The organism is Streptomyces sp. NPDC048419, assembly GCF_043200415.1.
In the GTDB taxonomy this organism is placed as follows: domain Bacteria; phylum Actinomycetota; class Actinomycetes; order Streptomycetales; family Streptomycetaceae; genus Streptomyces.
Genome location: NZ_JBICXT010000021.1, coordinates 1 through 25,349, shown reverse-complemented (window position 1 = coordinate 25,349; position 25,349 = coordinate 1). Strand labels below are relative to the sequence as shown.

The 25,349-nt window shown below is 65.7% G+C and carries 21 protein-coding genes, 1 other RNA gene and 4 pseudogenes; 12 read left to right on the top strand and 14 right to left on the bottom strand.

The features are described from left to right. Window positions 1–37 precede the first annotated feature (37 nt). Window positions 38–1,081 (top strand): NAD(P)-dependent alcohol dehydrogenase, encoded by a 1,044-nt coding sequence (locus ACGFYN_RS34365; RefSeq protein ID WP_393869847.1) that lies wholly within the window; start codon window positions 38–40, stop codon window positions 1,079–1,081. A gap of 44 nt (window positions 1,082–1,125) precedes the next feature. On the opposite strand, the gene ACGFYN_RS34360 is transcribed toward ACGFYN_RS34365, so the two are convergent. Further along, entirely contained in the window at window positions 1,126–1,773 is a 648-nt protein-coding gene (locus tag ACGFYN_RS34360; protein WP_393869846.1) for a bifunctional 4-hydroxy-2-oxoglutarate aldolase/2-dehydro-3-deoxy-phosphogluconate aldolase, read from the bottom strand. Window positions 1,774–1,852: 79 nt separating this feature from the next. Further along, window positions 1,853–2,635, bottom strand: coding sequence for a peroxide stress protein YaaA (gene yaaA, locus ACGFYN_RS34355; RefSeq protein WP_393869845.1), 783 nt, complete (start codon window positions 2,633–2,635; stop codon window positions 1,853–1,855). 65 nt (window positions 2,636–2,700) lie between these two features. Between yaaA and ACGFYN_RS34350 the strand changes: the two genes are divergently transcribed. Continuing rightward, complete coding sequence (locus ACGFYN_RS34350; protein ID WP_393869844.1) at window positions 2,701–4,137, top strand: RNB domain-containing ribonuclease; 1,437 nt, start codon at window positions 2,701–2,703, stop codon at window positions 4,135–4,137. Here ACGFYN_RS34350 and ACGFYN_RS34345 read toward each other — a convergent pair. Together ACGFYN_RS34345 and ACGFYN_RS34340 are read right to left on the bottom strand one after the other, a co-directional pair. Beyond that, window positions 4,088–4,732 (bottom strand): hypothetical protein, encoded by a 645-nt coding sequence (locus tag ACGFYN_RS34345; protein WP_393869843.1) that lies wholly within the window; start codon window positions 4,730–4,732, stop codon window positions 4,088–4,090. The two genes, ACGFYN_RS34350 and ACGFYN_RS34345, sit on opposite strands and share 50 nt — an antisense overlap. Further along, on the bottom strand, window positions 4,729–5,493 hold the full coding sequence (locus ACGFYN_RS34340) for a MerR family transcriptional regulator (protein ID WP_393869842.1): 765 nt from the start codon (window positions 5,491–5,493) through the stop codon (window positions 4,729–4,731). The genes ACGFYN_RS34345 and ACGFYN_RS34340 overlap by 4 nt, the downstream gene beginning before the upstream one ends. Before the next feature lie 168 nt (window positions 5,494–5,661). Between ACGFYN_RS34340 and ACGFYN_RS34335 the strand changes: the two genes are divergently transcribed. The 5 genes and pseudogenes from ACGFYN_RS34335 to rnpB all read left to right on the top strand — a co-directional run bounded on the left by ACGFYN_RS34335 (window position 5,662) and on the right by rnpB (window position 8,817). Continuing rightward, entirely contained in the window at window positions 5,662–6,093 is a 432-nt protein-coding gene (locus ACGFYN_RS34335) for a DUF4260 family protein (protein WP_393869841.1), read from the top strand. Further along, on the top strand, window positions 6,086–6,607 hold the full coding sequence (locus ACGFYN_RS34330) for a TetR/AcrR family transcriptional regulator (RefSeq protein ID WP_393869840.1): 522 nt from the start codon (window positions 6,086–6,088) through the stop codon (window positions 6,605–6,607). Before ACGFYN_RS34335 ends, ACGFYN_RS34330 begins: the two co-directional genes overlap by 8 nt. A 24-nt stretch (window positions 6,608–6,631) precedes the next feature. Then, window positions 6,632–7,456: a helix-turn-helix domain-containing protein gene (locus ACGFYN_RS34325; protein ID WP_393869839.1), complete on the top strand. Its 825-nt coding sequence runs from the start codon at window positions 6,632–6,634 to the stop codon at window positions 7,454–7,456. Window positions 7,457–7,478: 22 nt separating this feature from the next. Further along, a pseudogene (locus tag ACGFYN_RS34320) lies at window positions 7,479–8,261 on the top strand (DMT family transporter); the annotation flags it as partial. 151 nt (window positions 8,262–8,412) lie between these two features. After that, an RNA gene (gene rnpB / locus ACGFYN_RS34315) (RNase P RNA component class A) lies at window positions 8,413–8,817 on the top strand. A 396-nt stretch (window positions 8,818–9,213) separates the two neighbouring features. Here the strand turns inward: rnpB and ACGFYN_RS34310 are convergent. Continuing rightward, the gene (locus ACGFYN_RS34310) at window positions 9,214–9,675 is read right to left on the bottom strand and encodes a DUF2199 domain-containing protein (RefSeq protein WP_393869972.1); all 462 of its coding nucleotides are present in this window, start codon (window positions 9,673–9,675) and stop codon (window positions 9,214–9,216) included. A gap of 175 nt (window positions 9,676–9,850) precedes the next feature. Beyond that, window positions 9,851–10,180 (bottom strand): annotated as a pseudogene (locus tag ACGFYN_RS34305) (site-specific integrase); the annotation flags it as partial. A 15-nt stretch (window positions 10,181–10,195) separates the two neighbouring features. On the opposite strand from ACGFYN_RS34305, the gene ACGFYN_RS34300 reads away from it, so the two are divergent. Then, complete coding sequence (locus ACGFYN_RS34300) at window positions 10,196–10,672, top strand: UTRA domain-containing protein (RefSeq protein ID WP_393869838.1); 477 nt, start codon at window positions 10,196–10,198, stop codon at window positions 10,670–10,672. 1,278 nt (window positions 10,673–11,950) lie between these two features. On the opposite strand, the pseudogene dnaA reads toward ACGFYN_RS34300, so the two are convergent. The 3 genes and pseudogenes from dnaA to ACGFYN_RS34285 all read right to left on the bottom strand — a co-directional run. Beyond that, window positions 11,951–12,796: pseudogene (dnaA, locus tag ACGFYN_RS34295) on the bottom strand (chromosomal replication initiator protein DnaA); the annotation flags it as partial. Between the two features lie 144 nt (window positions 12,797–12,940). Then, on the bottom strand, window positions 12,941–13,126 hold the full coding sequence (locus ACGFYN_RS34290) for a hypothetical protein (RefSeq protein ID WP_393869837.1): 186 nt from the start codon (window positions 13,124–13,126) through the stop codon (window positions 12,941–12,943). Window positions 13,127–13,213: 87 nt separating this feature from the next. Then, window positions 13,214–13,927 carry an HNH endonuclease gene (locus ACGFYN_RS34285; protein WP_393869836.1) on the bottom strand — a complete coding sequence of 238 codons (714 nt, stop codon included), beginning with the start codon at window positions 13,925–13,927 and terminating at the stop codon, window positions 13,214–13,216. Between the two features lie 519 nt (window positions 13,928–14,446). Between ACGFYN_RS34285 and ACGFYN_RS34280 the strand changes: the two genes are divergently transcribed. Further along, window positions 14,447–15,502, top strand: coding sequence for an HNH endonuclease (locus ACGFYN_RS34280; RefSeq protein WP_393869835.1), 1,056 nt, complete (start codon window positions 14,447–14,449; stop codon window positions 15,500–15,502). A gap of 620 nt (window positions 15,503–16,122) precedes the next feature. On the opposite strand, the gene ACGFYN_RS34275 is transcribed toward ACGFYN_RS34280, so the two are convergent. The 3 genes from ACGFYN_RS34275 to ACGFYN_RS34265 all read right to left on the bottom strand — a co-directional run bounded on the left by ACGFYN_RS34275 (window position 16,123) and on the right by ACGFYN_RS34265 (window position 19,656). Next, window positions 16,123–17,228 (bottom strand): IS3 family transposase gene (locus ACGFYN_RS34275; RefSeq protein ID WP_393869834.1). Its coding sequence is split into 2 segments (ribosomal slippage): window positions 16,123–16,964 and window positions 16,964–17,228, totalling 1,107 coding nucleotides; the frame shifts between segments, so codons are not numbered across the junction. Between the two features lie 377 nt (window positions 17,229–17,605). Then, window positions 17,606–18,952 carry a hypothetical protein gene (locus tag ACGFYN_RS34270; protein ID WP_393869833.1) on the bottom strand — a complete coding sequence of 449 codons (1,347 nt, stop codon included), beginning with the start codon at window positions 18,950–18,952 and terminating at the stop codon, window positions 17,606–17,608. Window positions 18,953–19,050: 98 nt separating this feature from the next. Then, the gene (locus ACGFYN_RS34265) at window positions 19,051–19,656 is read right to left on the bottom strand and encodes a hypothetical protein (RefSeq protein WP_393869832.1); all 606 of its coding nucleotides are present in this window, start codon (window positions 19,654–19,656) and stop codon (window positions 19,051–19,053) included. 411 nt (window positions 19,657–20,067) lie between these two features. Between ACGFYN_RS34265 and ACGFYN_RS34260 the strand changes: the two genes are divergently transcribed. Further along, on the top strand, window positions 20,068–20,721 hold the full coding sequence (locus ACGFYN_RS34260) for a DUF4236 domain-containing protein (protein WP_393869831.1): 654 nt from the start codon (window positions 20,068–20,070) through the stop codon (window positions 20,719–20,721). A 384-nt stretch (window positions 20,722–21,105) separates the two neighbouring features. Here ACGFYN_RS34260 and ACGFYN_RS34255 read toward each other — a convergent pair. Then, window positions 21,106–22,477: pseudogene (locus tag ACGFYN_RS34255) on the bottom strand (IS1380 family transposase). A 192-nt stretch (window positions 22,478–22,669) separates the two neighbouring features. Between ACGFYN_RS34255 and ACGFYN_RS34250 the strand changes: the two are divergent. Continuing rightward, window positions 22,670–23,617 carry an IS481 family transposase gene (locus ACGFYN_RS34250; protein ID WP_393869830.1) on the top strand — a complete coding sequence of 316 codons (948 nt, stop codon included), beginning with the start codon at window positions 22,670–22,672 and terminating at the stop codon, window positions 23,615–23,617. 148 nt (window positions 23,618–23,765) lie between these two features. On the opposite strand, the gene ACGFYN_RS34245 is transcribed toward ACGFYN_RS34250, so the two are convergent. After that, window positions 23,766–24,110 (bottom strand): hypothetical protein, encoded by a 345-nt coding sequence (locus ACGFYN_RS34245; RefSeq protein WP_393869829.1) that lies wholly within the window; start codon window positions 24,108–24,110, stop codon window positions 23,766–23,768. Between the two features lie 173 nt (window positions 24,111–24,283). On the opposite strand from ACGFYN_RS34245, the gene ACGFYN_RS34240 reads away from it, so the two are divergent. Beyond that, a complete protein-coding gene (locus tag ACGFYN_RS34240; protein ID WP_393869828.1) occupies window positions 24,284–24,979 on the top strand; it encodes a hypothetical protein in 696 nt (231 codons plus the stop codon). The last annotated feature ends 370 nt before the right edge of the window (window positions 24,980–25,349 follow it).

Below are 25,349 nucleotides of genomic sequence, written 5' to 3'. Positions count from 1 at the left end.
ATTGAGCCGCATACCCCCCGCCGACCAGCATGACCGCATGGGCACCTACCGCACCTACCACCTGGAAACCCCCGGCTCCGTCGACGGCATAGTCCCCCGGGATACCCCCGACGGCCCACCCGCACCCGGCCCCCGCGGCATCCTCGTCCGCATCCACGCCGTCTCGCTCAACGAGCGTGATCTGCTGATCCTGGACGGCAGTTACCCCCTGAAGGCAGCCCCCGACGTGATCCCGATCAGCGACGGCGCGGGAGAGGTGGTCGCGGTGGGGGATGAGGTCACGCGCTTCGCGGTCGGTGACCGCGTCACCAGCACTTACTTCCCGCGCTGGCTGGACGGCCGGATCACCCCCGCGCTCATCGACCAGCCCGGCGCGACCCTGCCCGGCATGCTGGCCGAGTACGTCCGCCTCGACGAGAACGCCGCCGTACGGGTGCCCGACCACCTGACCTGGGAGGAAGCGGCCTGTCTGCCCTGCGCGGGAGTCACCGCCTGGAACGCCGTCACCGGCGCCGAGGCGGTCCTCCCCGGCGAAACGGTCCTGACCCTCGGCACCGGCGCACTGTCCCTGTTCGCCGTGCAGTTCGCCAAGACCCTCGGCACGCAGGTCATCGCCACGACGTCCAGCGAGGCAAAGGCCGCACGCCTCAAGGAACTGGGCGCCGACCACGTACTGAACTACCTCGAGAACCCGAAGTGGGCAGCATCAGTAAGGGAGTTGACCGGTGGCCGCGGCGCAGACCTCGTCGTCGAGACCGGCGGCCCGGACACCATCGAACAGTCGGTCCGCGCGACCGCCCTCTACGGCCGCATCGCCCTGATCGCCGCCAACAGCCCGCACAAGGATCGGCTGGAGATCACCACCGACGCGCTCGCGTCGAGCCTTGTGACCCTGCGACGGCTCTTCGTCGGCAGCCGCGCCCACTTCGAGCAGATGAACCGAGCGATCACTTTGCACGGGCTGCGCCCGGTCGTGGACCGCGTGTTCCCGTACGACGACGTGCGGGACGTACACGCGGCCTACCGCTACTACGCGACCGGAGCGGCCTTCGGAAAGGTCGTCATCCGCGTGACGTCGTGACCTCGGGCGAGTGAGATCGGCCGAGTTAGGCCGGCAGAGTGACGTCAGCTGGTCGATGCGAGCCCTGAGGCCTCGCGCGCCAGCGTCTCGATCCGTGCCCAGTCCCCGTTCGCGATGGCATCGGCGGGGATCATCCAAGTCCCGCCGACGCAGGCGACGTTGGGGAGCTGGAGGTAGTCGAGGGCGTTCGCGGCGCCGATGCCGCCCGTGGGGCAGAAGCGTGCCTGCGGCAGCGGTCCGGCGAGGGACTTCAGGTACGGGGCCCCGCCCGCGGCCTGCGCCGGGAAGAACTTCATCTCCTGGATGCCGCGCTCCAGCAGGGCCACCACCTCGGAGGTGGTCGAGACACCCGGCAGGTACGACACCCCGGAGGCCTGCATGGCGTCCAGCAGCAGGTCGGTCCAGCCGGGGCTGACCAGGAAGCGGGCCCCGGCGTTCACTGAGTCCCGCACCTGCTCCGGGGTGATCACGGTCCCGGCCCCGACCAGCGCGTCCGGCACGTCATGGGCGATGGCGCGAATGGCACCCAGCGCGACCGGCGTCCGCAGCGTCACCTCGATCGCGGGCAGCCCGCCGGCCACCAGGGCCTGCGCGAGCGGCACGGCATCGGCGACGTCGTCGAGCACGACGACGGGGATGACGGGCGCGAGATCGAGAACGGAGGCGGGGAGGGACGCGGGCTGCGAGGTCATGGCCTCATCGTGCCCCGTGGCGTGCACCCTGCGCAAAGACCATTGCGCAGAATGCAATCGCGGGCGGCATCAGGGCAGGTCAGTGCACCTCGTCGACCAACACGTCCAGTGTCCAGGCCTTGCCGTTGCCCGTCGGTGGCTCCACCTCGACGACGTATCCGAGGTCGCGCAGCGCCTCCACCAACGCGGCGGGCTTCTTGGGCGCGGCCCCGGCCGTCAGCAGGCTCCGTACGATCCGCCCCTTGGTCGCCTTGTTGAAGTGGCTGACGACCTTGCGGGTCGGCGCGTGCAGCACCCGTACGCTCGCCGTCCGCCCGGCCAGCTCGCCCTTGGGCTTCCAGGCGGCGGCGTATGCGGAGGAGCGCAGGTCCAGCACGAGCCCGTCCCCGGCGGCCTCGGGCAGGACGTCCGCCATCGGGGCCCGCCAGTGTGCGCCCAGCGCGCCGAGACCGGGCAGCTTGACGCCCATCGAGCAGCGGTAGGAGGGGATGCGGTCGTTGACGCGGACCGCGCCCCACAGGCCGGAGAAGACGAGGAGGGAGCGGGTGGCTCGGCGCTTGGCGGCCGCGTCGAGCGAGGCCAGATCGAGGTTGTCGTAGAGGACACCGGTGTAGATCTCCCCGGCGGGCCGCGCCCCCGCGACCGGCAGCTCGACGTTCTTGGCGACCTCGCCGCGCAGTCCCTCGCTCAGTCCGAGCACCTCGCATGCTTTCTCCTCGTCGCCGGCACACAGCTCCACCAGCTCGCGGAGTACGGCCTCACGGGCTTCGCTCAGCCCCGGCAGCGACAGCGACTCCAGCTTGAGCGGGGCGCCACGGCCGGAGGTCGCCTTGCCTTCGGAGGGCGGCAGCAGGACCAGCACGGAAGATCTCCTTCTGTTTGAGCTCCCGAACAGCGTACGGGCCCCGATCCCCATACCCTCGCTGTATGCCCCGCCGCCACATCCGCGTGACCGGCGCCCCCGAAGCTCCCCTCCGGGCCGCCCTCACCGCGCTGCGCACCGAACTAGGCGTCCCCGAGAGCTTCTCGCCCCAGGTGGAGGCCGAAGCCGAACGGACCGCGAAGGCTCCGTCCCTTCCGCCGTACGACGCCACGGACATCCCGTTCTTCACGCTCGACCCGCCGACCTCCCTGGACCTGGACCAGGCGATGCACCTGTCCCGGCAGGGCACCGGCTACCGCGTCCACTACGCCATCGCCGACGTCGCCGCCTTCGTCGCACCAGGCGGAGAGGTCGACGCGGAGGCCCACCGCCGGGCGACGACCCTGTACTTCCCGGACGAGCGGGTGCCGCTGCACCCGGCAGTGCTGAGCGAGGGCGCGGCCAGCCTGCTCCCGGGCGAGACCCGCCCCGCCGCCCTGTGGACCATCGACCTCGACGCGGACGGCCGCACGGTCACGGCCGACGTCCGCCGCGCGGTGGTCCGCAGCCGGGCCCGTCTCGACTACGCCGCCGTACAGAAGCAGATCGACGCCGGGACGGCGGAGGAGCCGCTCGCGCTCCTGAAGGAGATCGGACAGGCAAGGGAACGGCTGGAGGTGGAGCGCGGCGGCATCTCCCTCAACGTCCCCGAGCAGGAGATCGTCCAGCGGAACCACGCCTACGAGCTGAGCTTCCGCGCCCCACTCCCGGCCGACGGCTGGAACGCGCAGATCTCGCTCCTGACCGGAATGGCGGCCGCGGATCTGATGGTGACGGCCGGCACGGGCGTCCTACGAACCCTGCCCGCCGCCCCGGACGGCGCGGTCGGCCGCCTGCGCCGCACCGCGCAGGCGCTGCACATCGAGTGGCCGCACCACGTCTCGTACTCGCAACTGATCCGTTCCCTGGACCCCCATCAGCCGCACCATGCGGCCTTCTTGCAGGAGTGCACGACGCTGCTGAGGGGCGCGGGTTACACGGTCTTCCGCGACCGGCAGTTGCCGGAGATCACCACGCATGCGGCGGTGGCGGCCCCGTACGCCCACTGCACGGCCCCGATCCGACGCCTCGCCGACCGCTACGCCGCCGAGATCTGCCTCGCCGCGGTCGCGGGCGAGACGCCGCCGGACTGGGTGCTCGCCGCCTTGGACACGCTCCCGCACGAGATGGCGGACGGCGCCCGCCGCGCGGGCACTGTCGAGAGGGAGTGCGTCGACATCGTGGAGGCGGCACTGCTCCAGGACCGGGTGGGCGAACTGTTCGACGGCTACGTGGTGGAGGTCGAGGACCACAAACCCGCCGTAGGAAAAGTGCAGTTGGACTCCCCGGCGATCATCGGCCGGATCGAGGGCGGCGGCGATCTGCCCCTGGGAGAACGCCTGCGGGTACGCCTTACGCAGGCAGACCCGGGATCGGCGAAGGTGCGTTTCGCGCCTGCGTGATCGCACGTACGAGGTCTACGAGGCTGTCGGCGTCGTCGGCGTGGAAACGGACGAGCCGGACGTCGCGTCGCCGGCCGAGGAAGGTGAAGTGGGCCACGGGCTCGGCGAGTTCGAGGGTGATGGTGGTCTGCGAGCCGATGGGGAGGTCGAGTTCGCCCTCGGGCCGCTCTTGGCGGTCGGGCGTGATGCGCAACTCGCGCCGTACGGCGCTGATGTGGTGGAGGGGTATGCGCAGGTCGACGTGGACGGCGCGCCGGATGCGCAGGGTGTCGGGGCCGAGCGTGTGCGGTCGTGCGACGGAGGCGGCGTGCAGTCCGACGACGAACAGGACGGTGTAGACGTCCAGGACGAGGACGATCCGGTGCACGGCGGGGTAGTTGCGCAGCAGGACGGACATGGTCAGCGTCTCGACGACGCACACGAACGCGAACCCGAACATCACGAGGCTCTGCCCGCGGGCGTATCCGAAGGCTTGCTTGCCCTGCGTCTCGTGCGTTCGGCGGGTCAGCCAGAGGGTGAGGCTGTGGAGGAGGCGGAGTTCGTGGCGGAGGAGGTGGCGCAGGAGAACGTAGGCCGTTCGCATGGCCGTTCTCATGGCAGTTCTCCCTTCTCTCCCGTGAGGATCTGCAGGGCACGGCGGATGGCCTCCGCCTGGGCCGGGGCGAAGTCGGCGTAGAAGGCGCGCAGGAAACTGCCCTGCTGGTCGACCATGTCCACGGGCAGCATGTCGGCGGGGATCCAGGCGGCGATGGCGCGAGCGGCTTCGTCGACGCGGGGGTCGGAGGGGTCGGCGTCGGCGAGGTCGTCGAGGAGGGCGTAGACCCGGATGGCCTGTGGGATGGAATCCGGGGCTTCGAAGGCGGCGCCCAGCATGGCACTCAGCCGCTCGCGCTCCTCGGGCGCTGTGGTGGTCTCGATGAGGGCGAGCATCTCGCGGTCCTCGGCGGCCATGGGGGAGTGGGTGGCGACGTGCGCCATATCGTGGAAGAGCGCGCTGAGTTGGGGTGAGACGGGCCCTTCGGCGGGGATGCCGTCGGCGGCTTCGAGCAGGGCGCGCAGCCGTACCCGACGCTCCTGGATGGCGGCCTCCTGCCGCGCGAGGTCTTCGTCCAGCTCGGTGAGCACTTCGGCGAGGTCCTTGCCGGCGTCGTCGGCGAGGACGTCCCGAACCTCGGCGAGGCCGAGGCCCAGCTCGGTGAGCCGACGGATCCGGGCGAGCACGACGGCGTGGCGCAGGGTGTAGTCCCGATAGCCGTTGGCCAGCCGGTCGGGCTCGGGCAGCAGGCCCTGGTGGTGGTAGTGCCGCACGGTCCGCGTGGTGACGCCGACGGCAGCGGCGAGTTCTCCGATCCGCATGGGACCAGTAGAGAGGCTGACGTCGCGGCAGGGTCAAGCGGAGGGGTGGGAACGGGCGGGCAAGCTCTTTGCGTCTTGACGGCTAACGCTGTTAGCCGTACGGTCATGGAGGTGAGGCTAACGGTGTTAGCCAATCTGAAGCAGTTCCCTTGTCGTCTGGAGGCAGCCATGAGCACGGTCACCACCACGTCCGCCACCGCCACCGCCCCGCAGCGCTCGACCTGGACGATCGTCCGACGCACGGCGTGGCTCGCGAACGCCCTGTTCTGGTCGGCCTTCGCGGTCCTGGAAACCGTGAACCACGGCTGGCTCGCCGGCACCTTGGCGCTCGTGTTTTTCGTCCTGCCGGACCTGACGTTCCTGGTGGCGCTCGACGACGCGCCCCGGATGGCGAAGGGCCAGCTGCCGCCGCGGGCGGTGCCGTACTACAACGCGATGCACCGCGCCCTGGTCCCGCTGGCGCTGATGGTGGCGTACACGGTGGGACCGTTCGCCTGGGCTCCGGCCTTCGCTGCCCTGTGCGGCTGGATGGCCCACATCTCGTACGATCGCGCCGTCGGCTACGGACTGCGCAGCAAGGAAGGCTTCCAGCGTGCCTGACCGCCTGACTCCCCGAGCCCGCGAGATCGCATCGGCCGCCCGGACCCTCCTGGAGGAGTCCGGGCCGACGGCCTTGACCCTCCGGGCCCTGGCCGACCGCCTGGGCATCAAGGCGCCGTCCCTCTACAAGCACTTCCCCGACAAGCACGCGGTGGAGGTGGAGCTGATCGCGCAGATGCTGGAGGAGTCGGCGGCGGCGCTGGAGGCAGTGGAGACGCGCGAACCGGGCTCGCTCCCGGCCCTGGCGGAGGCGTACCGCACGTACGCACTGGCCCACCCCCACCTGTACTGCCTGGCCACGGAACGCCCCCTCCCTCGCGAGGCCCTCCCATCCGGTCTGGAAGACAGAGCCGCTATGCCGCTGATGCGGGCGTGCGGCGGGGATCTGGATACGGCCCGTTCGGTGTGGGGGTTCGCGCACGGAATGGTGATCCTGGAGATCCACGGACGCTTTCCCGAGGACGCGGACCTGGCGGCGGCATGGAAAAGGGGCTTGAAGGCGTTCCACCCTTAGTTGGGTGAGAGGGGGCAGGAACGGATGGCCGAACAGGCACTGTGGACGAGGACAAGGCTGGGCCGTTGCGGCCCAGCGCTGGACCTCCTGACGGCCCGCTTCGACAAGCACGTCTACGCCCCGCACGCGCACGAGGAGTTCACGATCGGCGTGTGCGTGGACGGCTCCGAGGTGATCGACTACCGAGGCGGCCACATCCGCACCGGCCCGGGTTCGATCGTGGTCCTGGCCCCGGGCGAGATGCACACGGGCGGCCCGGGCAACGCGACGGACGGCTACGCGTACCGGGCGTTGTACGCCGCGCCGACCCTCCTCACCGACGGGGTCTTCACGGACGGCCTCCCTCACTTCCGCGAACCGTTGATCGACGACCCGGAACTGGCAGCGGCGATCCTCCGCACCCACACGGACCTGCGGGAGTGCCCCGACCCCCTGGAGACGGAATCCCGCCTCCCCTGGCTTCTGACGGCCCTGGCCCGCCGCCACTCGGCATCCCGCCCGGTCTCTGATGAGATCCCCGGGGCGGACCGCATAGCCACGGTCGTACGAGACCGCCTGGCAGACGAACTACTGGACCCCCCGTCCCTCGCTTCCCTCGCCACGGACCTGGACCTGTCCCGCTACCAACTCCTGCGAGCCTTCCGTACGACGATGGGGATACCGCCGTACGCATGGCTGGCGCAGTACCGCGTGACGCGGGCGCGGCGCCTGCTGGACACGGGTCTGAGGCCGGCCGAGGTGGCAGCCCTGGTGGGCTTCGCGGACCAGGCGCACCTGACGCGCTGGTTCCGCCGGGTGCTCGGGGTGACGCCGGCGGCGTACCGCAACAGCGTTCAAGACGGCAGGTAGGGGAGGGGCCGAAACTCGCCGTATGACTGCACGCGGCTGGTTCCTGTTCTCCCTGATGGGAGTCGTCTGGGGCATCCCCTACCTGATGATCAAGGTGGCGGTGGACGCCCCGCTGTCCCCCTCCATGGTGGTCTTCACACGCTGCGCCCTGGGCGCGCTCCTCCTGCTCCCCTTCGCAATACGCCAGGGCGGGCTGGTCAAGATGGTCAGGGGGCACTGGCTCCCGATGCTGGGCTTCGCGTGCATAGAGATCATCGGCCCGTGGTTCACGCTGACGGACGCCGAACGGAACCTGTCCAGCTCGACGGCGGGCCTGCTGATTGCGGGTGTCCCGATCGTGGGTGTGGTCCTGTCCCGTTTCTTCGGGAACGTGGAGCACCTGAGCGCGAGGAGGATGACGGGGCTGGGGCTGGGCCTGGCGGGGGTGGGGGTCCTAACCGTCCCCCACCTGACGGGTGGAGACGCCCGGTCGCTGGGCGAGGTCATGCTGACGGTGCTGGGCTACGCGACAGCGCCCCTGATAGCGGCACGCTGGCTGAAGAACGTCCCCACGCTCCAGCTGACGGCGCCTTGCCTGGCACTCGCAGCCTTGGTGTACGCGCCGGCGGCAGGGATGAGCTGGCCGACGGAGATGCCTTCGGCATCGGTCCTGGTGGCGCTGATCGGCTTGGGCACGATCTGCACGGCGCTGGCCTTCGTAGCCTTCCTGGAACTGATCAAGGAAGTAGGCCCGACGCGGGCAACGGTCTTCACGTACGTCAACCCGGCGGTGGCGGTAGCGGCGGGAGCCCTGTTCCTAGGCGAGGACCTGACGCTAGGTATCGGCGCAGCATTCACCCTGATCCTGGCGGGCTCGATCTTGGCGACGGCGGGCCCGGGCACCGGCGCTACTGGCACCGGCCCTGGTAGTGGCTCTGGGAAAGACACCCGCCGGGTAGCATGGTCGACACGGCAGACGAGCCGGGCGGACGGCCGCGTGGAGTCCTCTTAACGGGGGCTTCCCGAGGAACGTCCGGGCTCCACAGGGCAGGGTGATGGCTAACGGCCACCCGGGGTGACCCGCGGGACAGTGCCACAGAAAACAAACCGCCCAGCACTCCGGTGCTAGGTAAGGGTGAAACGGTGGTGTAAGAGACCACCAGTGCCCAGGGCGACCTGGGCAGCTAGGTAAACCCCACCCGGAGCAAGGTCAAAAGGGAGCGCCTCGGCGCTCCTGCGGGGACGTTCGAGGGCTGCCCGCCCAAGTCCCCGGGTAGACCGCACGAGGCCGACGGCAACGTCGACCCTAGATGGATGGCCGTCTCCCCGGCCGCCGCGAGGCAGCCGGGCGACAGAACCCGGCGTACAGCCCGACTCGTCTGCCGCTGTTTGTGGTTTCCGAGAGTTAGCGTTCTAGCTGTCTTGCTCACCGAGAGTCGTTCGGGGGCGAGTCCGTCGAAGTGCGTGCCGAGTACCGCGTCAGCGATCCCACCGCGACCGTTTGCTTGCACTCAACGCGCATACGCACTCCCGAGCCGTGTGCGCAGGTTCGAATCCTGCCGGGGGCACCTTGAATGAGGTGCCTAAAGACCCCGCCATCAGCGCGTTCGCTGAGTGCGGGGTCTTCGCGTATATGCAGGCGGATGCCGTCGCAAGCAGCCGTTTGACAGTGATCACGCTGTAATAGCGTCTTGATCTTGAGGGACTTCATGGCAGGTCAGAAGACGTTCTCCGCACCTCGCAGCGAAGCCGTGTGGACTACCTGTGGACAGGGCGGATCAGCCGTTGTCGACCTTGGGGTGCAGGACGGCCTCTGCGATCTCGCGCACGCGATCCCGGGTGATACCAGTCCGCTGTTCGACGGCGAGCGGATGGTCTGTGGGTTCCAACTCGATCAAGGGGCGCTGGCCCAGCGGACGAGTGTGAGCGTTCGTCTTCAGGTTGAGTGTGCTGGGCGAATACAGACTCAGCTCGGTGGTCAGCCAGCCGAAGTACGGCTTCTCAACTTCGCGACCGGGGGTGTTCCACACGTCAAGGGCTCGGGCGAAGTTGTCTCGGCTCAAGGAGACCCAGACGCCCCAGGAGAAAGAGGCTTCACCGCCGATCACCGGTATCTCGATCAGGCCCTTGATGAAGTAATGCTGGCCTTTGATAATGCACTGATCGGAGGACAGCATGCTGTCGGGATCGTCCGCAAAGCTCTGATCCCAGACATCAGGAGCCATGGTCGAGTAGCCCATCGGAAGTTCTGCGTGGTACTCCCCGCAGCATGAGCACGTGTAGCCGAGATCGTTCGCCATGCCCGGGAGCTTAACCAGCCGGTGATCACAGGCAATCGCGTGCAGGCACGCAGACAGACCAGAGCCCCGGACCAGAAGCGGCCCGGGGCTACCGGCAGTCGGTCATGGAGTTGTTTCAGTCCGCGGAATCGTTCTCCTCCCCCAGGCCCTGCATGATCCGGTCGTTCATCTCCTCCTCCTGGCCGTCGATGCACTTGGCGTAGATCTTCAGAAGGATGTCCACCGAGTGGCCGGCGCGAGCGGCGACCTCTGGCGCTGGGGCCCCGGAGTTGAGCCACTGGGACACGTCGGCGTGGCGAAGGTCGTACGGCCAGAAGGCCAGGACCGAGGAGACCTGATCGGGGACGAGCGCAAGCTCCCGAGCCTGCTTCCAAGCTCGCGAGTACGACGAGGCCGCGATCACGTTGCCCCGCTCGCTGGAGAACAGCCGGCCGTACTTGGCCGTGCGCGCGGCGTACGCATGGCACCCGACGGCCGTTACGTCGAGGCTGACGGCATCCGCTGGACCGATGCTGAGCCGCCCGTAGCCACCCGAACTGATGCCCCGCTTACCCTGGCGGACCTACTCCGCATCCCGCCGGGCGAGCCGATGTTCACGTACGACGCCCTACAGACGGCAGACCATGGCCGACTCCGCCAACTCCACCGGACGTACGTCCCGTTCTCGGTGCTCGTCGACACCAAGTACGAGGAGGAGGCTCCGCCGCCGGCGCCGGAGCTTTACAGCGCGCTCAACGGCCTGGGCCATGAACTCCACGTCACGGAGTACATCCGCACCCGGATGCCCCTGCCGGACCAGGCTCTTGCCCTCCGCCTCTCCGATGGCGTCCCCCTTCTACACGTCATCCGCGTGACGCTGACGGAGGCGGACAAGCCTCTGGCCTTGGAGGAGTTCCACCTGCCGGGCGACGAGTTGGAGCTGTCATTCGGGCTGTAGCCGAACCGAGTTGGCTCAGACTTTCTCCACGTAATCAAGCCCCGGCTGCGCTCCGCTCTGCCGGGCGCGCTCCCGGCTCTGGCCGCGCCCGCGCTCCTGCCTTCGGCCCGCTCGGCGCTGCCGCCGCCGACGCGCGCCCACATGTGGATAGGGCCGGAAGCCATGAGTCGATCACCGTATAGAGCGGGCCACGGTCAAGGCGATGCCTCCGGCGGGGGATCGGCCGGCACCGGGATGGAGGTGGCGCCGTTCGCGACCGCGGGTCCGTAGGGGCGTGCGCGGGGAGCTCCCATCCCGTCCACCATCGACCCAGGCAGAGCCGAGCAGACGCGGCCCATGGCGTCCAGGTCGTTCGTACAGTGGCGCGCTCCACCTGCACGCCATGAACCACGCCCGCTCCACGGTGTGTGGGTCGACGGCGGACGGGATGGAAGCTGGGGTAGTGGTGGGTTACTAATGAGCGGTCCGGAGCGTGCCGCTACCAGATTGGAACCAACACACTCCTCGACACGGCTTACTGCTGGTGGTTCCACCAGTACAGGGCAAGCACTCCGATGCCGCTCAAGCTCGCCTTGACGGCGACGCGCATTAGCTCATCACCAGCGGAATGCAGAAGCCGGTAGAAGTGTCGCCGAGCGGATCGCTCCGCAAGATGAGTGTGTTTACGGTCGCGCTTTCGCGGCCTCTGCGTGATCCTCGAAGTAGGTCGATGTCCGACCTGACGCCTACACTTCCTGTTGTTGGGAATCTCGGCCTCCCTTGGTTGATGCTCCTGACGGTGTTGGCGGCCTCCTGCGTAGGACCAGGGGGCCGCCGCCGTTTCCGGTGGGGCCCTGACGGCCGCGGGTCTAGTCTGACGCACCGCACTGACAGTAGGTGCCCTTCGAGACCAAGAACGATCAAGAGCACTCCTTACGAAAACGGTCGAAGCAGGCATAGGGAACCTGCGCGGGAAAGAGCGCAACGGCAGGTAGCCGACGTCTAGCACTGCACAGGCGGGCGAAGTAGGGAGAAGCGCCCTCTGAGCGACACTCTTGCCGCCGCTGAAGTCGATGCCCGCGCTGGCCAGCTCCTCCAACGCCCTCTAAGAGTAGGACGCCGACGCAGGCACACTCCCTACGATCAACAAAGGTTCAACCCGTGCGGGGAAGAAATCTGGTCGTGTGACGCATGGATGTCATAGAGCTGGGTATAGGAGCCACTTTCCTCTGTGGCGATGCCCGTTCCCTGCCTTCCTCGGTATCCACATCCAGTGAGCGCATCGATCTCGCGCAGCACGTTCTTGATGCGGTTGGTCAGCTCCGTCACCTGGTTGTAGATGGAGCGGCGCTCGGCCATCAGATTGCGGATCTTGCGGTCCGCGTGCATCACCGTGGTGTGGTTGCGGCCGCCGAACAGCGCGCCGATCTTCGGCAGGGAGAGGTCTGTCAGCTCCCGGCACAGATACATGGCGATCTGGCGGGCCGTCACCAGCGCGCGGCCGCGGGAGGTTCCGCACAGGTCCTCGACGGTGAGGCCGAAGTAGTCGGCCGTGGCGCTCATGATGGCGGTCGAGGTGATCTCGGGGGCCGAGTCCTCGCCGCCGGGGATCAGGTCCTTGAGGACGATCTCCGTCAGCCCCAGGTCCACCGGCTGCCGGTTGAGCGAGGCGAACGCCGTCACCCGGATCAGCGCGCCCTCCAGCTCGCGGATGTTGCGCGAGATGCGGGAGGCGATGAACTCCAGTACCTCCGGCGGGGCGTTGAGCTGCTCCTGCACCGCCTTCTTGCGGAGGATCGCGATACGCGTCTCCAGCTCGGGCGGCTGGACGTCGGTGATCAGACCCCACTCGAAACGGTTCCGCAGCCGGTCCTCCAGCGTCACCAGCTGCTTGGGCGGCCGGTCGCTGGAGAGCACGATCTGCTTGTTGGCGTTGTGGAGCGTGTTGAAGGTGTGGAAGAACTCCTCCTGCGTCGACTCCTTGTCCGCCAGGAACTGGATGTCGTCGACGAGCAGGATGTCCATCTCGCGGTAGCGCTTGCGGAAGCTGTCGCCCTTGCCGTCGCGGATGGAGTTGATGAACTCGTTGGTGAACTCCTTCGAGCTCACGTACCGCACGCGCGTGCCCGGGTAGAGGCTGCGCGCCGAAATAAAGGTCCCGACCGGTGAGCAGTCGGGACCTTCATCGTTGCGTGGTCTTAGTTGGCCATCTTGCCGAGGAGGGCGGGGCCTGCCCGGGGTGAGCAGGATCCCGTCTGTCGCCCGGGCGGTCAGGTCACGTACCTGTTGTCAGCGACGCCACCGAGCCCAGAAATACGCAATTGCCATCACGACCACGGCGCCGATCGCTTGCTCCGTCTCGCTGCTGACGCCGACGCTGTACCCCACGCCATAGCCGACGCTGACCGCGGCGACGAGGATCTCATAGCTTGGCGGACGCTCCCGTTCGGGCAGCACACCCTGCATACTGGACATCGTTCTCCTCTATTGAAGGGGTAGGACCATCCGCCGGGACCCGTAGATCTGTGGAAGGTGACGCGGGGACCGGCGGAAGTGTGTGGGTCAGACGGGCTCATCGCCCTCATCTCGGGCGCTTACGGCGTGCGCCAGAAGTTCCTTGAGGCTGTTCTTCTGGTTGATAGGCGCGGCGCGATACAGCTGCCACACCTCCTCGACGGCAGAAACCGGCCGACGGTCCAGTGCCATCCAGGCAAGCAAGCGAGACTGTTCGCCCGGTGACAGCCTCTGCATCCGCAACCAGACCTCTTCCTCGCCTGGCGGCTGAGAGGTACGGTCAGCGTTACATTTCGCGCAAAGGGTGATCAGGTTGTCCGTATCAACGGTCCCGCCCTGCGAAATCGGCACTACGTAGGCGAGGCTCAGGGTGACAGCCCCGGCCTGCGATCCGCAACGCACGCACGCGTGCCCATCCCTTTCTAGGACTATGCGGCGGAGACGGGCAGAAGGCCCCCGGCGAGCGACACGAGCAGCCCTTGTCGCCGGGTCCCAAACAGGTTCGCCGGCCCGCACGAAGAAGAGCTCGTCTTGCTTGAGAGAGACCCGGGTGAGCCTGGTCTCGATCTCCCAACCATGCTCCCGCAGATCGCGGAGACGACGATCCACCTGGGCGTAGTCCGGGAAGGCATCCCTCAACTGCGCTTTGGTGAAGATGTGCCCCTCGCCAACCACGTCGCGAAGCCACAGCGCCACGCGAACCTTGGTGCCGATCTCCTGGTCAGTCCACTTTGGCGACCTAACAACTTCACGTTCGGCCACAGATCCACACCTCCTTCAGCGGCAACGTGCGGCTTGCGATCACCATCCCACGTCCCGGCAGGAGAAGGCAAGGCACGGCAGGAGAAGGCAAGGCACGGCACGGGTTTCTCGGCTGAAATAAACCGGTATCGACTTGAAATCTGGGCGGAGCCCTGCGCAGTAACCACAGTCGCGCACACGATGGCCGCACCGCACTGAAGCATGATCAGAGGCGAGGGCAGCGCGATATGGAGGAGATCGGCCTGTGTCAAGCACGGCGTTGAGGCTGACACCAGCGACTGCTACCAACAACCGCGTACAGGTTCGGACAACAGCGGTGCCCAGCGGTCATCGCGCCGCCGCCGAGCCGGGGTTCTCCTGGCTATCCGGAGGGCTGTGATCGACCTGATAAGGATGAGGTCACAGGTTCGAATCCTGTCAACTCATGTGGCTGAGGTCCACGGCCGTACGGTCGGGGACCTCAGCCTTGGCGCCTAACACCCGCTCCAGACTGTCAGTGGCCACCCGTACCCTTCCGCCATGCGCAAAGGTGCGGTCACACGGGATGCAGTCCTCAAGGCCATCGCCGAGTACGACGAGCTAGGCCGGTCCGAGTTCCTGGCCAAGTACCACTTCAGCGAGGCCCGCTCGTATCTCCTGCTGCACGAGGGGCGGGAGTACGACTCGAAGGCCATTGCCGGAGTGGCGCACAAGTGGGACCACGGCCGCGCGTTGCTGCCGGAGGAGTTCAGCGGCGGGAAAGACCATGCCGCGGCCTGGCTCAAGCGAGCCGGGTTCGAGGTCAAGTCCGTGAAGAACCCCGACTGGGCCCGTGATGAGATCATTCTGGCCTGCCACCTCGTGATGACCAACCGGTGGAAGGGGCTGGACGCCAACAACCCGCGCGTCATCGAGCTGTCCGGCCTCCTGCAGCTCATGCCGATCCACGCCGAGGCCGACCGCAACGAGAAGTTCCGCAACCCCAACGGGGTGGCCCGCAAGACGTTCGACATCGCCACGCGCCACCCGGACTACCGGGGCAAGCCCACCAACGGTGGCGCCCTCGATGTCGACGTGCTGCACGAGTTCCTGGCCCGGGCGGCCGAGATGACCGAGGTGGCCCAACTCATCCGGCAGGGCATCACCGCGGGAGACCTCCAGACGCTGCCGCTGGACGATGACGAGGATCTGGACGACTACAGCGCGCCCGAAGGCCGGTTGCTGATGAGCCGACACAAGCGCCGGGAGCGGAACAAGGGCCTGCGGAAAAAGAAGATCGCCGCAGTGCTCAAGCAGGGCGGAACTCTGGCCTGCGAGGCATGCGGCTTCGACTTCGAAGAGGTCTACGGCGACCGCGGCAGCGGCTACATCGAATGCCACCACGTCGTACCACTGCACGAGGCCGGCGAGGGCCAGACCAAACTCAGCGACCTCGTACTCATCTGCGCGAACTGCCACCGCATGATTCACCGTTGCGCACCCTGGCCGACCCCGAAGGAACTGCGGAGTCTCATCGAGAGCCGCCGGGACGCCGTGGCGCACATCCCCGCCCAGCAGAACGCAGAAGCCACCGAGCCTGCCGCCGACAAGACGTAGCCTTCCGAAGCCCGTGCCCCTGCCGTGCCCGATCGAGCGGGAAACCATGGGGATCCGCGGTCAGCCGCAGGGAACCCGGCACGAGCACGGCCCCTGACCATCAACCCAGGGCAGGGGCCGTTTCTGCTGCTCTCAGAGCGGAGGCGGTGGGATTTGAACCCACGGTGACATCGCTGCCACGACGGTTTTCAAGATCTTCTTGCCGTCACTCGTACATGCCTTCCATGACCTCTCCGTACGCATGCTTTACACGGAGAGCCCAGGCCATGCCGCCTCCCTCGGCCGGCAGCGGCTCGTCCCGCACAAGGGCCCCCAAGCAGTCCAAGGCATGATCACAAAGCGCGCTCAAGATGTTGACCGATCCTCCAAGCTGCGCCTCAGTGACGTCGGACCACGCCAGGAACTCAGCGACCTGGGTGAGCCGGAGCCGGCCGCCCCCGCACATGTTGCTTGATCTGGAAGAACATCTGGATCGCTGCTGCTTTAGAGCCTACCGCCGAGCGCGGTGCCACCCAATCCGAAGACTGCCCCGACCCAAGCCCCCGCATCCACGGCGCCATCATGCCGCTGGGATCGATGAGGGGCCTCGCGTTTTCCGGACAGGCATCTGACTGTCTATTTCACGCGGCGATTCGCAACTTCTCGTACTCGGCGTGGACTTCGCGGGGAGGCCGGTAACCCACCGCCGAGTGAAGGCATTTGCGATTGTACCAGAACTCGATGTAGCGAGTGATGTCTTGTCGCGCCGCCTCTCTGGTCAGGTAAGTCACCCTGGATACACGCTCATTCTTCAGGGCGCCGAAAAATGATTCGGCCATCGCGTTGTCGAAACAGATTCCGGTCCGGCCGGCGGATCTTCGGAGCCCGGCCCGTCCGAGTGTCTTCCCGAACTCGGCTGACATGTAGTTACTTCCGCGGTCGGAATGAAATATCGCGCCCGTGGCGAGCTTTCTGTTCCGTGCCGCGCTACGTATGGCTCTGGAGATCAGAGGAGGGGGCCTCCCCGGTCGCATGTAAGTGATGTCGCCGACGAGCTTTTCGCCAGGCGCGTTTGCGGTGAAGTCGCGGCCCACGAGGTCCGGCACCTGGGCGGCCGCCGCCCTGGTCAGGCTGAACCGCTTCGGCCGCGGCTGGCAGGGCTCAAGTCCCAGCTCGCGCATGAGACGGCGGACCAGTTCCACGCCGACTCCGATGCCCCAGCGGCCCAGCTGGGCCTGGATGCGCCGGTGCCCGTAGGTGCTGTCGGACATCTCGAAGGCCTTCTTGATGAGCAGTTTCAGTTCCTCGCGCCGTTGTGCCGTCGCGGAATCCGGGCGAGACCGCCAGTCGTAGTAGCCGGATCTGGATACGCCGAGCCGGCTGCACATGAACGCGACGCTGTATGCGCACTCCGCAGTGTCGAGCCACATCTCGTCGATGAACTCGTACTTGCTCGCTACCGGGGATCCTTGGCGAAGTACGCTGCGGCTTTTTTCAGGAAGGTAACCTCCATCTCCAGCTCGCGGTTGCGTCGTTCGAGTTCTTTGAGGCGTGCCCGCTCGTTCACCGTCAGTTCCGCGTCGGGAGCTGGTTCCTGCTGCTTCTGGTGCTTCTTCACCCAGCCGCGCAGCGTCTCCGGGTTCAGTCCGAGGTCCCGGGCAACCTCAGAGATCGTCTTGCTCGACCTCAACGCGATCTGGACGGCTTCCTCACGGAACTCCGGTGAGTACTTACTGGGTAGCGCCACTTCTCCCTCGTTTCCTTCTCAGGACAACCCTATTGGGTCCCTGTCCGGAAACCTCGGGGCACCCCACGAGTCTCAGGGGCCTGATCCCGTCATCTGCCGCTCCGACACAGCCAAGCTGGTAAAACCGAGGGATCGCACCAGACAAGGGTGCCAGCGCTCTTGGCCGCAGGTCATCAGGGTGACTCTGGCCAGAAGACCCGAGCTTCCCAGGCGCATGTCTCTGATGGGACCTAGTGACCTGATGCCAAGTAGGCCGTACCCCCCGAGCTTGGGAGCGTCGCCGTACGACAGCTCAGGCTCCGACCCAGCGACTGCGGTCATGCTATACGCGTTGGTCATGCTATACGCGTTAATGATGTAGTCGTCGAGAAATCCCACTACGGCCCTGAGGGCGGTTCAGACTCCGGAAGCGTAGGCAGATCTCCCCGAGGGCGCATATCGAAGTCGTGGGATTGCCGAATCATCTCGCCGAAGTGACTCTCTTCATCTTGCGAAAGGTCACTGAAAAGACGGACGGATGTTTCAATTAGATCTTTTAGCACTACACTCCCTCGCGGAGATTTGACATGTGCAGCGCGAGTAGAGAAGTTGCATTTCAGTGGAACGCCTGATCGTGTCCATGTCTCAATATCTCTGACCACGGCGCCTGGCCCGAGAGCTTCGCTAATATAGTCTAGCTGAGTACTATGTAGGACGCCCAGCACTTTCCCGTGATAGCTCGCCTTCTCCCCACCGTTCATTAGAGTGATGGCTTTTAGTCCCATCCTGAGTAGACTCAAGCGCTCTCGAATTAATTCGAACGGTGGCAAATCGTGCTCAGTGTTCGCATTCAGTTGAGTGAGCTTAGGGGCTACGCGTAGACGGAATCCGGATGCATGGAGAGTCAAAATACCAGAACTTACTGACCAACGCCATTGAGCCTCAAGTCTTGCTGTCGCAAAGGTGGAAGGAATGACGCTGCAAGTGCGAGCCTCCCACAGCGTGAGGGAGTTATGCATGAGGTGTTGCAGATTTGCGGAATCGTACATTTCAGTCTGCAGCAACTCAGGCAGGGTAACGCGTTGAGCAATCCGGATCCAGAATTCGTCGTCAGTAATCTCTTCGCTTTTGAGTAGGTACGTGAGTGACAACTCATCGAGGTGCGGAATATATCTAGGAGCACGCTCCAATGCGGTCAATGTTGAGCCGCTGCCTTGCCACAGCGTAGTCAAAAGGGCTGCCATGCGCTGAGCGGCGACGGGGGTCAGCGCCGTTGCAGCAAGCCCGATTGCCTCGTCCGTCCCCACGGCGTCGCCGTGACGGGCTGCTCGCACCCCAGATGTCACCGTGTTCGCCAGCCTTGCGGCACCATGCTCGTCAAGCACTCCGCGGCCGCCTTCAATAACAGCATTCGAGATCAGCCCGTAGAGTGGGTCCGTAGCTGAATTGGAGGTCAGGGCTGAAAGGGCGGCCAGGTCCAACACCAAAGTGTCCCGCTCAACGGAAGATGAGTGGAGCTCACGCGCATCGTCTGCCGACTCGAAATCTCCGAGCACGAGAATGACTGGGCGATTCTCTCGGGCAAGGCAGGAAATGTCATGCCGCAGATCATCCGGGTTAGTAGTAGTCCGCAGATAAATATATCGCTCGCCCGTGTCGGCATCGTCTGGCCAGTAGGCAACCATGTCCGGGACGTGAGTGTGGTTGAAATAGGTCGTAGTCTTAACATGAATCTGCGGATTCACGTCCACTAGGATTCGAGTAAGGATCCGCTTAATCTGAGCGAATGAGCGATGGGGGTCAAGCTCACCTAGCGCGTTGGCGATTGATTGAACCGCAGTACTCACCATTCTCCCTTACGCGTCAACTCGCTTGCCACGATAGCCCGCCACTCATTCAGCGGAAGGAGTGTTTCCTGCTTCTCGGAAAGGACGATCAGCCAAATGCGTTCAGATACGGCTTTCGCTACAGACACATCCAACTGGCTTTCGGCGTATTCCTCTGAAGTGTTTCCAAACACGCGCTGCCGGTGCAGGATTACCGCTGATTCGACCTTCTCTTGTGAATTCAACTGTGCCCAACTGTTCACGAGGAAGGGAGCCCAAGTGATCCACATGTAATGATCGCCAAGAAGGTATCCCTGGCTGTGGGCAACGTAGCATTTCGCCAGAAACTCGACGAATTGTGTCCCTTGGTCTCCTGGGCTCTGGTAGTTCTTCACCTCTGCACAGAAGTAGTCGGCTTGGTAGGGCTTGCCCCGCATCGAGCCGCCCAGATCGAACGAAAATGTTTGACCGCCGTACGGCCACCCGAGCGTCAGCTTCTTCGCACACGCAGGCGAGTCAGTGTTCGCGAAGGCCCCCGAGATCCTCATGGTCCCCTCAAGGTAGACCTTGGCTCTTCGTGCCCCCGAGATCCCTTTAAAGTGGGCATCTTCTCCAACAGCCACGAAGAGAGTCTAGGACGTACGCACTCCCCGAGCACTCCTTACTGATCCTTGTGATGCGCGTGCGTCAACACCCTGTACGCCGCTCTCGTGGCCGCAGTCGACTCCGACCCCTTTCGAAGGATGACGGCGCTAGGCGAGGACGCGGCCGCCGCACCACAAGCGCACCAGATCGAGCGGGGAACTGCGGGGAATCACGGTGAGAGAGGCCGAGCTTGTCTTGGGCTACGCCTTGCCTGTCCGCCCAGGTCAAGGTCCAAGTAGGTCGCGAATGATCGCAGCTTCCCAAGCTGAGGGTCTGCCGGGTGTAGATGTTCGATCTCCACTGTCGGGCGGCGACCTCGTCGAACCAGGTGACGCACCTCGTCCCCGAGAGCAGACTGGTACACCACGATCAGCAAGTAGGGGGGCGCCATGGGTTTCAGCTACAGGAAGACCTTCAAGGCCGGACCGATCCGCATCACGGCGTCGAAGTCAGGCGTCAGCTACTCGGCAGGGGTGAAAGGGGCCCGAGTCACCAGACGCGCGGACGGCAAGGTTCAGACCACTCTCTCAGTCCCAGGGACGGGTCTGCGCTATACCGAGACCGCCGGCAGGAGTAGGGCGAAGCCAACGGCTAACACCGCGCCACCGGCCAAGCTGCCAGTTCAGTCTGGTCCCACCGCTACAGAACTGAGGGCTGCCTACCAGAAGACCTACACGCTTGCGGTCCAACAACTTCGAGACGGTGTCAGCGGCGCAGAGGTCCGAGGTCATCTACACAATCAGGGTCTTGCCCACCCACAAGTCCTCAAGGCTGTCACAGACGCCGAGAAGTACATCGCCGGTGAGGTGAAGCGCCAAGCCAGGCAACAGGCTAAGCAACAGGCCAAAGCCGCCAAAGAGAAGGGCTTGGAGGCAGAGAACGCTCGGCTCGATGGTCTTGCCGCAGAAGCTGCTGAACAACTTCGCACCGGGGTCGCGTGGCACCTCGTCGACAAGTGGCTCAAGAACGAACGCGGCGTCGGGTTCATCGATCGCAGCAATGTCAGGGGGCGCGCGAAGAAGATCGTCAAAGGCAAAGCGTAGAGGGCAGACGGTAGCGAAGGCGCCGGTTCGAGTGCGGCCCTCAGTACGTCTGCGTCGTGATGAACGCAGGAGCCTGAACCGCACTCGCCCGGAGGAACAAGCGGCCTGACAAGCTCTGCCGTACAGCAGCGAGGTACAGCAACCCCAGCAACCGACAGCGCCCAACACCGCCCGGCATAGCCCTCATGGCGGCCTGTATGACCTCCAATGGCCGATCTCTCTAGCCTCGAAGTTTCGTGACGGTCCACCGATGGAGTCGGTGGACCGTTTTCGTGTCGTGGGCTGAGGTCGTGCATGCCGGGGGCCCGAGTGTCGTCTCGGGGTGGCGCCGGGTTCCACTGCTCCGGGTGTTGAGCTGCTGTCGCAGGGACGGGAATCCGTTGGTCAGCCGGGGTTCGGCAGGAGTGCGAGCCGTTCGAGGGCTGCGGTGATGTCGCTGGTCCAGGGCCAGTGCCGGGCCAGGCGGAGGATCCGCCGACGTGGTCACGAGTTGCCCGGCCGTGGTGAAAAGGCGGAGCCGCAGTCGGCGGGGCTCCCAGCACCTGGCCTTGCCCGTCAGTGCGAACATCGGCATCCACGCCAGCAGGTCCAGTGCGATCTGCACGATCTCCAGCCAGATCCGGTTCTGGGCGGTGCGGTGCAGAGGGAGATTCCGCAGGCCGGTAGCCCGGGCGGCCCGGATGCGGTCCTCGGCCCTCGCTCGCAGCCGGTGACGGAGCTCGAGCTCGGCGATCGGCCGGCCCGAGGTGTTGGTGGCGAAACAGGTCAACCGCATACCGTCCGCGTCCGTGAGCCTCAACTGAGCCCCAGGATGCGGCCGTTCCTTGCGGACGATCAGCCGCATGCCCTTCGGCCAGCCGTTCAGGACATCGCCAGTGAGTTCGGCGACCCAGGCGCCGTCACGGATCTCGCCCTCGGCCTCGACGGCGGGCGTCCAGGCGGATTCCGGAACCTTCAGCACGTGCTGGTGGATGGTGTCGGTGATCACCATGCCAACCGAGTAGGACAGCCACCGTCCTCGCTGAGCGAGCCAGGCGACGAAGTCGTGGGTGCCGCCCGCGGAGTCGGTGCGGATGGGGGTCTGGCGTCCGCGCCGGTACTTCTTCGGCAGCTGGGCGAGGGCCAGTTGGGTGGCGATGATGTGGTCGGCGGCCGTGTTCGAGCCCGCGTTCCCCGGCCTGAGCAGGGCTGCGACGGGTTCACCGGTGCCGCCCGGTCCGTGGTCGACGAACCCCATCAGCGGGTGGTGACCGTAGCTCCTCTTCCACGTCGGTGCGGCGTCCTCCTTGTCCGAATGCGCGATCACCAGCACCCCGTCGAGGTCCACGGTCACCGTCCCGCCCGCATCAGGCGCTTTCCGGTCAGTCAATTGCCAGACACAGCGGCGGACTTCAGCTCGCGCGGCACGGATGGCCCGCAGGGCCTTCTTCCCGGAGGCGGCAAGGGTGTCGATGAGGCGGGAGACCGTCGGGTCGGAGGCCACCGGCCCGAACACGGCCGGTTCGGCCCGCAGCATGCCGACATCCGCGAGGCAGTCCCCGCCCAGCGCGACCGCCAGGGCCACGTCCAGCAAGATCTTGCCCGGATCGTGCACCGCCCGAGCCTTCCGCCACGGCGTCAGCGCCGCTGATATCGCGGTGTCCAGACCGGCCTTGCGGATGGTCTCGACCAGCAGCACACCCCCAGCCTGCGAGACCACCGCCCGCCCGCCGCCCTCGATGCGGACACGCGGGTGCGACCCGATACGCTTCTTCACCTGGAGAGTGCTTCTTCCCCTGCAGCCAACAGGACCCTAGACAAGTCCCATCGTTGCAGGTCAGGAGCACTCTCCGCTTATTTGATCAAGCCTCGGACACTCCACCTCGCGAAAGCGCGAGGCTAGAGCTGTCGGTCTAAAACTGCCGATCATCGTTGACACCTGGGTCTCTGAATCACTACGGAGATCCACATGTCGAAGACACCCCCGCTCGATCGCGAGGCCAAACGACGCCTGGCCGTCATACGCCATGTCGAAGAGGTCACCGGCAACGTCGCCATGAGTTGCCGGTACTTCGGCATCAGTCGGCAGGCGTACTACATCTGGTATCGCCGCTACCAGGCCGAGGGCATCGAGGGGCTGCGCACTCGCTCGAAGGCGCCCAAGCACAGCCCGAACGCCACGCACGTCGAGGTCGTCGGAAAGATCATCTATTTGCGGCAGAACTACCATTTCGGCCCCGAGAAGATCGCGATGTACCTCAAGCGCTACCACGACGTCACCATCAGCAAGTCGGGCGTGTGGCGGATCCTCAACCGCCTGGACATGGGCCGCCTGCCGGCCTCCCAGCGCTACAAGCGCCACGACCGCCGATGGAAACGGTACGAGAAGCAACTGCCCGGCCACCGCGTGCAGATCGACGTGAAGTTCATCGAGCCGCTCGCCTCCATGCCGCAAGGCCGGCGCGGCGGCCGCAACAAGTACTACCAGTTCACGGCTATCGACGACTGCACCCGGCTGCGGGTCCTGAAGATTTATCCGACCCTCAACCAGGCCACTGCCATCCAGTTCGTCGACTACGTCCTGCAACGGCTGCCGTTCCAGGTCGAGGTGATCCAGACGGACAACGGAGCCGAGTTCCAGTCCGCCTTCCACTTCCACGTGCTCGACAAAGGCATCGGCCACGCCTACATAAAGCCCCGCACACCGCGGCTGAACGGGAAGGTCGAACGCTCCCACCGGATCGACGGCGAGGAGTTCTACCGGCTCCTGGAGGGCGTCATCATCGACGACGCCGAGGTCTTCAACGACAAGCTGCGCGAGTGGGAGGACTACTACAACTACCATCGCCCACACGGCGGCCTCGGCGGCCAGAGTCCCTACGAACGCCTCAAGCAGAAGACCGCGCCCCAGGCGTAAACGATCAACGTCGGTTGCACACCGACAAGAGCTACGGATCAGAAGGCTGCAGGTTCGAATCCTGCCCAGTGCACGCAGCTTAGAAGCGCCGGATCACTCCGGGGCTTCTGGCGTTTCAGGGAGCGAGGCCGCAGCACGACCGCCTCACCTACGACCGTGCACGCGGATCATCCGCTTTCCCGAGCCCATCGAGCAGTGCCTGCATGAACGCCCTGTTCCCGCTAGGCGGATTCTCCTTGTCCGCCAACGGCAGACACTCCTTCGGCGTCCGCGGGTCCTTCCGCCACTCACCGGGGTTGAAGTTCCAGTCCTCCCAGCCCGGGGCCGCCTCGGCGACAGCGTCAGTGCACAGGCGCATACTCGCGGCCTGGCTGAGCGACGGGGTCGCGGTGGGTGTGGCTGTGACGGTTTCCTTCTTCGGTTCGCCGCCGGATGAGCATCCTGCGAGCGCGAGCAGGCAGACAGAGAGTAGGGCGATGGTAGTGCGGCGCATGAGTCCCCCGAGGATAGTGCTGACGAGGCATCATGGCGGGCTGCCAGAAGGGTGCGCGGCGAAGTGTCCGTCTTGTGACATGCGATCCAGCTGCCCGTACTTCTGCAACTCGCACACCGTATGGTCCCGCGTGGAACACTCCACCCGTGAAACTCCCTCATGACCCCCGACGCTTGATCACCCTTGTGACGCTCGCGGCCGCAGTTACTGGTGCAGTTCTCGTTGTGGGCTCTACAGTCGGCGGCTGGACGCTGGGGCTTGGAACTCACGACCGAGTGGCCATCGCGAACACGGCCCTGGTGATGTACACCTGCCTTCTGACCGCCGTGGCCGCCTTTGTGGCGCTGCTGGCCTACTTGGCCGCCACAGGCCGTCCTGCTTTGGACATTGAGATCACATTCAACTTCAGCTTCCCGAACGAGCCAGTCTTCCTGTCGGCACCCGATGAGGAGGGGAACTGGGGACGCAAAATACTGGGCTTCAAGCAGGCGATCGCGAGGGTGACGCTACAGAACAAGAGCGTCTACGCCGCCAAGAACGTAGGCGTCCGCGTCGAACTCAAAGGTCTCGGGGGGCTCGGCGATCAGGAGGGGTGGCAACCAGTCGACTTCGTGACCACCGTGGGAGTCACGACAATCCAGTGGGACGGCGGAACCGACAGCATCGTCCACGGACAGTGGTCACGAGCGCTTCCAGCCCTCGACTTCAGCGACGTCCTGGAACTCGGCCGCGACGACACGGCCCTCGTCGTAACCCTTGTGGCGGATGGCGTTGCACCGCTGTCCAGAAGGCTTCCCGTCCGCATCCTGGACCAAGACGAGTACGACGCCTACACGGAGCAGCGGAACGAGAGACTGACACAGGAGTGAGAGCCGCTGACGTAGCGAAGCGCCCTGAGAAAGTGCAAATGACGTCGGTCCTGCCTGAAGCTCATACAGGGTCCAGTCCGCCAGGGATTGTTCGAGGCGCAGGAACCGTGCCATTCACGTGCCAGATCCTGCGGGGAACGATGGGGAACAGCGGGAACTGGCCCTGAGGGCGATAAGGACTCCAATTTCACTGCGCTGTAGGTCAGCGCAGTGACTGCTGCCAAGAGAACCGAGCAAGCTGATGGCGCGGCCGGCAGAGGAGGACAGGCACATGGTGTCGGCGGCGGCTGAATCCTGACCCGGTGTGGGCGGTCGAGTTCTGACCCACCGGGTCTGGTTGCCGGTGCTCAGTCGGTGTCGTGTGTGGCGG

What these genes read in the sequence shown, in the direction of transcription:
- ACGFYN_RS34365 (WP_393869847.1), top strand. Translation starts at nt 38, where the DNA reads ATGGGCACCTACCGCACCTACCACCTGGAAACCCCCGGCTCCGTCGAC.
- ACGFYN_RS34360 (WP_393869846.1), bottom strand. Translation starts at nt 1,773, where the DNA reads ATGACCTCGCAGCCCGCGTCCCTCCCCGCCTCCGTTCTCGATCTCGCG.
- ACGFYN_RS34350 (WP_393869844.1), top strand. Translation starts at nt 2,701, where the DNA reads ATGCCCCGCCGCCACATCCGCGTGACCGGCGCCCCCGAAGCTCCCCTC.
- ACGFYN_RS34345 (WP_393869843.1), bottom strand. Translation starts at nt 4,732, where the DNA reads ATGAGAACGGCCATGCGAACGGCCTACGTTCTCCTGCGCCACCTCCTC.
- ACGFYN_RS34340 (WP_393869842.1), bottom strand. Translation starts at nt 5,493, where the DNA reads ATGCGGATCGGAGAACTCGCCGCTGCCGTCGGCGTCACCACGCGGACC.
- ACGFYN_RS34335 (WP_393869841.1), top strand. Translation starts at nt 5,662, where the DNA reads ATGAGCACGGTCACCACCACGTCCGCCACCGCCACCGCCCCGCAGCGC.
- ACGFYN_RS34325 (WP_393869839.1), top strand. Translation starts at nt 6,632, where the DNA reads ATGGCCGAACAGGCACTGTGGACGAGGACAAGGCTGGGCCGTTGCGGC.
- ACGFYN_RS34310 (WP_393869972.1), bottom strand. Translation starts at nt 9,675, where the DNA reads ATGGGCTACTCGACCATGGCTCCTGATGTCTGGGATCAGAGCTTTGCG.
- ACGFYN_RS34300 (WP_393869838.1), top strand. Translation starts at nt 10,196, where the DNA reads ATGGCACCCGACGGCCGTTACGTCGAGGCTGACGGCATCCGCTGGACC.
- ACGFYN_RS34290 (WP_393869837.1), bottom strand. Translation starts at nt 13,126, where the DNA reads ATGTCCAGTATGCAGGGTGTGCTGCCCGAACGGGAGCGTCCGCCAAGC.
- ACGFYN_RS34280 (WP_393869835.1), top strand. Translation starts at nt 14,447, where the DNA reads ATGCGCAAAGGTGCGGTCACACGGGATGCAGTCCTCAAGGCCATCGCC.
- ACGFYN_RS34260 (WP_393869831.1), top strand. Translation starts at nt 20,068, where the DNA reads ATGGGTTTCAGCTACAGGAAGACCTTCAAGGCCGGACCGATCCGCATC.
- ACGFYN_RS34250 (WP_393869830.1), top strand. Translation starts at nt 22,670, where the DNA reads ATGTCGAAGACACCCCCGCTCGATCGCGAGGCCAAACGACGCCTGGCC.
- ACGFYN_RS34245 (WP_393869829.1), bottom strand. Translation starts at nt 24,110, where the DNA reads ATGCGCCGCACTACCATCGCCCTACTCTCTGTCTGCCTGCTCGCGCTC.